Here is a 5,615-nt window from a genome sequence, read left to right on the forward strand (position 1 = left end):
GTGGGGCCAGGGGCGCGCTCGCCGAAGCGGGACACCAGGGCGCGCCAGGCGCCGAAGGCCTGCATGGCCGTCACCTTCTGCTCCAGGACGGAGCTCGCCAGGGCGTCGAACACCTGGTCCGTGCGAGCGAGGCGGAGGCCCGGGTTCCGTCGGGCCGCCTCAGCGACGAGCGGGTGCGCGGAGGCGTCGAAGCCCGCGGCGTCGTCCGCGGCGCCGCACAGCCGTGGCACCTGGTCGAGTGCGTGCCCGGCGCCCGGCCCCCACGCGGTCGCCCTCACCTCGCCCGAGACGGCGCGCAGCGCCAGGGTCGCCACACCGGCGGGGGTGCGGGACGCCCGCCAGATCACAGGTCCGTCGACCGCCATCGTCGGGTCCGTCCCGCCGCGACGGAGCACCGCCACCGTCGCATGCAGATCGAGCGGGTGGCGCGGGCGATACACCGTCTCCCTCGGACGCTCCGTGTGCCGCGGCGTCGGGAGGGGCCCGGTGCGCGCGGTGCGGACGATCGTCATGCGATCACCCTACGTCGGCGCGGCGACATCGTCCGCTCGGCCGGCCCGCCGGCATCACGGACGAGGCGCGGTCGGCCGTCCGGGAGCCGACATGCCGTCGATCCGGCACGACTCCCATGCGCGGTGCCGGGACCACTGCGATCGCACGGAACCCGGCGCGGACGCCGCGGCCCGGCGGATCAGAAGCGGCCCGGCGGGTCAGAAGCGGTCGGGCGAGGGGGTGCCGTGGCCGTAGCGGATGACGACGTCGGCGTGACGGTCGAAACGGTATCCGACCCCGCGCACCGTGCGCACGATGTCCTCGTACCGGCCGAGCTTGGCCCGCAGACGGCGCACGTGGACGTCGATGGTGCGCTCGCCCGGGGTCTCGTCCTCGGGGGCCTGCCACAGGGCGGACACGAGCTCGCTGCGCTCGATCGTGCTGCCCTCGCGGAGAACCAGGTACTGCAGCAGCTCGAACTCCTTGTAGGTGAACGAGGCGGACTCTCCGTCGATGAGGACGCGCTTGCGGGAGATGTCGACCACGACGCCGCCCTCGTCCTCGTCGCGCTCCTCGGCGGCGGCCTTGGAGCGCGCGATGGCGCCGGGCTCGTGCAGGGCGAGACGGACGACGTCGAGATCCCGGCCGCCGGCGGTCTGCGGGGCGAGGGCGACGGTGGCGTGCGTCTCGGCCTCGGGCGCGAGCTCTGCGAGGGTGCGGCGCAGGGCGTCGACGAGGAGGGGCAGGCTGACCCCCGCGGTCGCCGCCTTCAGCTCGTCGATGCCGACGTAGAGGGCGAAACCGCGCGGGGCACGGGTGGTGGGAAGCTGGGCGGCCGAGGATTCGGCGGGGGCGTCGATCTGAGTGTTCGGCACGACGTGGAGACGGGTCGGGGCGGTGGCGGGACGCTCGAGGAGGGCGGTGTTCGACATGATGATGAGTCCTTGGGAACGGACCCGGCGACGTCGGTCGTCGATGGTTCGAGTGAGGACGACGCGTCGCGGACGGGTCTGATGTGTTGCGGAAGTGACCGGTAGGGCCGGGGCGAGCACGCGGGTGGGTGCTCGGTGACTCAGCTCGCGAAGATCACGACAGAGCGAGTCGGGCGGGTGGCTGAATCGTTCAGCAGCACATTCGGCAACACATGCCAACGCGGCCGGCCATCATCATGCCGGTCGTCCCGTTCGCCTCCTGGGCGGACATGGGGCGTGCGTTGGTGGTCATGGGGCCGATTATTACCGACGGTGTCCGCATGTGTCAAAACGGGCTCTCCGCGGAGATGAGTACATACGAGGCGAACCGGCCCCCGACCCCGGCGGCGGGGCGTAGCGTGGCGGCGTGACGAAGACGGATGACACCGAGTACCTGGTGACCAGGGAGGACGACGCGTCGCGGTACACCCTCACCCGCGGCGGGGAGCTGCTGAGCGTCCTGGACTTCCGCGACGACGGGCGCACCATCGCGCTCACCCGCGCCTTCACCATCCCGACGTTCCGCGGCTCCGGGCATGCGGCACGGGTCGTGGCGGGCGCGGTGGCGGACATCGCCGCGCGCGGGGACCGGAAGGTCGACGCCGTGTGCTGGTACGTCGCGGACTGGTTCGCCGCGCACCCCGAGCACGCCTCCCTCCTGCGCGTCCGCTGACGGCCGCGCGGCGAGGACACGGCCGAGGCGGGGTGCGTAACACAGCGTCATGATCGCCGCGCGCCCGGCCGGGGCACGGCCGAGACAGGCGGCGCCACGGGATGCGAGGATGACGGCATGAGACTCGCCGAGGCCCTGGCGGCGCGCGCGGACCTGCAGCGCCGCATCGAGCAGCTCCGATCCCGGATCGCGACGAACGCGCGGTTCCAGGAGGGGGAGGAGCCCGCGGAGGACGCCGGCGCGCTGCTGGCGGAGGCGGAGGAGGCGCTGGAACGCCTCCGCGACCTCATCCGACGGATCAACGCCACCAATGCAGGCCTCGATCTCGGCGCCGACGGCACCATGACCGACGCGCTCGCTGCGCGCGACGTGCTGCGCCTGCGGCACGCCCTTCTCACGGAGGCGGCCGCCGCCGCGTCCGGCTCGAACGGGCTGATGCGGCAGATGCGCTCCGAGCTGCGCCAGTTCCCCGCGCTGCCCGTCGCCGAGCTGCGCGCCCGGGCCGACGATGTCGCGCGCGAGCTGCGCGAGCTCGACACGCGGATCCAGCAGGCCAACTGGACCAACGATCTGAGGGAGTGAGGTCGAGCGGACGGAAGTCGGTAGTCCGAGGAAGCGGGCACGAACCCTGCCGGAGGGTCAATCCGGCCCTGTCGGGCGGAGGGCAGCCCCTGTCTCGCACAGCGCAGCCCCGCACCCCGCACAGGTGATCGCGCACCGCGCAGGTCGCACCACCGTGTGCCGGTCCTCGGACGAGGGCGGGTCAGGGGATCTTCCGTCCGGTTCCCCGGAGCGGGCGCCGCGCTTCCGTCCGGTTCCCCGGAGCGGGCGCGGCGCCGCGTCCCCGACCCGCGGGGCGGCGGACGGGTTCGCGGCACGCCTCAGCGGCGATGTCGGACCCTCTCCGTACCGTGGGTGGCATGAGGATCCTGCACACCTCCGACTGGCACATCGGCCGCACGTTCCACGGGCACTCGACGCTCGCGGCGCTGGCCGAGGTGCTGGGCGCACTGGTCGCGCAGGTGCGGGAGCACGATGTGGACGTCGTCCTCCTCGCGGGGGACGTCTTCGACTCGGCGACCCCGGCCGCGCCGGCCTACACGCTGCTCACGGACACCCTCGCCGCAGTGCACGACGCCGGAGCGCAGATCATCGTGACCAGCGGCAACCACGACTCCGCCGCCCGGCTCGGCTTCCAGTCCCGGCTGCTGCGCGAGGGCATCCACGTCGTCACGGACCCGCGGGGGATCGCCACGCCGATCACGATCGAGGACGAGCACGGCCCCGTGCGGTTCTTCGGGCTGCCCTACCTCGAGCCGGCGATCGTCCGTCAGCACTGGGCCGAGGACGCCGAGGCGCCCCCGCTGCGCACGCAGGCGCAGACCCTGGCGCACGCGATGTCGCTCGTGCGGACGGGGCAGGAGGCGCACCCCGGGCGATCGGTCGTCGTCGCGCACTGCTTCGCCGCCGGAGTGGACGCGACCGTCGGGCTGGAGCGGGAGATCCGACAGGGCGGGATCGACATGGTGCCGCTGTCCGTGTTCGACGGCGCGGACTACGTGGCGCTGGGGCACATCCACGGGCGGCAGACGCTGAGCGAAGGCGTCCGTTACGCGGGCGCGCCGCTGCACTACAGCTTCGGCGAGCAGCACAAGGAGCGCGGTTCCTGGCTGGTCGAGCTCGACGCCGACGGGCTCGCGGACGTCACGTGGCTCGCCCTGCCGGTGCCGCGGCGGCTCGTGACCCTGACCGGACCGCTGGACGAGATCCTCTCCGAGGAGAACGCGGCGGCGCACGCGGACGACTGGGTCTGCGCGGTCTACACGGACGCCGTGCCTCAGCACGAGCCGATGCGGCGCCTGCGCGAGCGCTTCCCCTTCTGCGCACTGGTCCAGCACCAGCCGGCGGGCGCGGACGCCCGCGACGAGCGCTCGTACGCGCAGCGGCTGCGGGCCGCCCTCACCGACACGGACCGGATCGACGCGTTCCTCTCCCACGTGCGCGCGGGCGTCGGGCCCAGCGAGGCGGAACGGCTCCTGATCCAGGAGGTCGTGGACGACCGGGTCCGGGCAGAGGCACTCGTCTAGTGCGACTGCATCGTCTGGAGATCGAAGGCTTCGGGCCGTTCCTGCGCCGTCAGGTCATCGACTTCGACGCCTTCTCGGACGACGGCATCTTCCTCATCGCCGGACGCACCGGGGCCGGGAAATCGAGCATTCTCGATGCCGTCTGCTTCGGCCTGTACGGCGGGGTCCCGCGGTACGACGGCGGCGAGAAGCGGCTGCGCAGCGATCATTGCGAGCCGGAGGACCCGACGGAGGTCGTCGTCGAGTTCAGCACGGTCGCGGGGCGCTTCCGGGTCACGCGCTCGCCGGAGTACCTCCGACCGGCCAAACGCGGCGGCGGTCTGACCAAGCAGGCGGCCGCGGTCGCCCTGGAGGAGCACACCGATGCCGGGTGGGTCGGCCGCGCCGCTCGGGCGGTCGACGTCGCGAACGAGCTCGCCGACATCCTTCAACTCACCCAGGAGCAGTTCCTGCAGGTCATCCTGCTCGCGCAGAACCGGTTCGCCGACTTCCTGCTCTCCGACAGCCGCGATCGGCTCGCCCTGCTTCGCCGCCTGTTCGGCACCGAGCGGTTCGAGGACTACCAGACCCGGTTCGAGGACCGACGCCGTGCCGCGGAGGCGGCGCTGGGCGGTCGCCGGGCGACGGTCGAGGCGCGACTGGCGGAGGCCGAGCGGATCGTGGACGGCGCCGGTCTGCACGGTCGTACCGCCGCCGGGGACGAGGACGGCGCCGATGTCGGAGACTCGACGCCCGCCGGAGAGCCGCGGCGATCCGATTCGGACGAGGGGACCGGCGAGGCTGCCCCGACCGGCATCGGGGCACGGAGCACGCCCGAACGGATCGCCGCGCTGCGGCGGGCGCTCGCGCGCGCCGACTACCGCGTCGAGAGGCTGCGCGCGGAGCGAGACGCGGCCGAGTCGGCGCTCGCCGCCGCGGACGAGCGTCTTGCGACCGCGAAGGAGGAACGTCAGGCGCAGACCGAACGGGATCGTGCGCGCGCGGCGCTCGCCGCGCTGGACGCCGAGGCGGAGCGCGTCGCCGAGGACCGCGAGCGGCGGGACCGAGCGCGGTCGGCCGAGGCGCTGCGGGCCGTGCTCATGACGGCCTCGCGCGCGCAGGCGGCCGAGAAGGCGGCGGTCCAGGCGGAGGACGCGGCCCGAGCGGCATGGGAGCGGTATGCGGACGAGACCGTCGGTCCCGACGCGGAGGCCGCCGCCCTTCGTGCCTGGGCCTCCGAGCGGACGAGGGAGAGCGGCGCCTGGCAGAGGGCCGCGGACCTCGAACAGAGCCACCCGGAACGCGAACGTGAGCTCGCCGAGGCACGGCGGGAGGCGACGGAGGCCGCGGAGGAGCTGGCCGCTGTGGAGCGTGAGAGCGAGGAGCTGCCGGCGCAGATCCTCGCTCTGACGG

Annotated in this window: 5 protein-coding genes and 1 pseudogene; 4 read left to right on the forward strand and 2 right to left on the reverse strand. The window is 73.6% G+C overall.

Going from position 1 to position 5,615, the window contains the following annotated elements:
- Together MR1_RS16095 and MR1_RS16100 are read right to left on the reverse strand one after the other, a co-directional pair.
- Positions 1 to 512: pseudogene (locus tag MR1_RS16095) on the reverse strand (DNA-3-methyladenine glycosylase 2 family protein); the annotation flags it as partial.
- A gap of 198 nt (positions 513 to 710) precedes the next feature.
- Entirely contained in the window at positions 711 to 1,424 is a 714-nt protein-coding gene (locus MR1_RS16100) for a winged helix-turn-helix domain-containing protein (RefSeq protein ID WP_067249252.1), read from the reverse strand.
- A gap of 406 nt (positions 1,425 to 1,830) precedes the next feature.
- Between MR1_RS16100 and MR1_RS16110 the strand changes: the two genes are divergently transcribed.
- The 4 genes from MR1_RS16110 to MR1_RS16125 form a co-directional block, all read left to right on the forward strand.
- Positions 1,831 to 2,136 carry a GNAT family N-acetyltransferase gene (locus MR1_RS16110; RefSeq protein WP_067249258.1) on the forward strand — a complete coding sequence of 102 codons (306 nt, stop codon included), beginning with the start codon at positions 1,831 to 1,833 and terminating at the stop codon, positions 2,134 to 2,136.
- Positions 2,137 to 2,253: 117 nt separating this feature from the next.
- Positions 2,254 to 2,718 (forward strand): DIP1984 family protein, encoded by a 465-nt coding sequence (locus MR1_RS16115; RefSeq protein ID WP_067249262.1) that lies wholly within the window; start codon positions 2,254 to 2,256, stop codon positions 2,716 to 2,718.
- 338 nt (positions 2,719 to 3,056) lie between these two features.
- Positions 3,057 to 4,223: an exonuclease SbcCD subunit D gene (locus MR1_RS16120; protein ID WP_067249265.1), complete on the forward strand. Its 1,167-nt coding sequence runs from the start codon at positions 3,057 to 3,059 to the stop codon at positions 4,221 to 4,223.
- The coding region (locus MR1_RS16125) for an AAA family ATPase (protein WP_157518306.1) at positions 4,223 to 5,615 on the forward strand (1,393 nt) is incomplete at its 3' end. The genes MR1_RS16120 and MR1_RS16125, both read left to right, overlap by 1 nt.

Source organism: Microbacterium resistens NBRC 103078 (assembly GCF_001552355.1).
Classification (GTDB): domain Bacteria; phylum Actinomycetota; class Actinomycetes; order Actinomycetales; family Microbacteriaceae; genus Microbacterium; species Microbacterium resistens.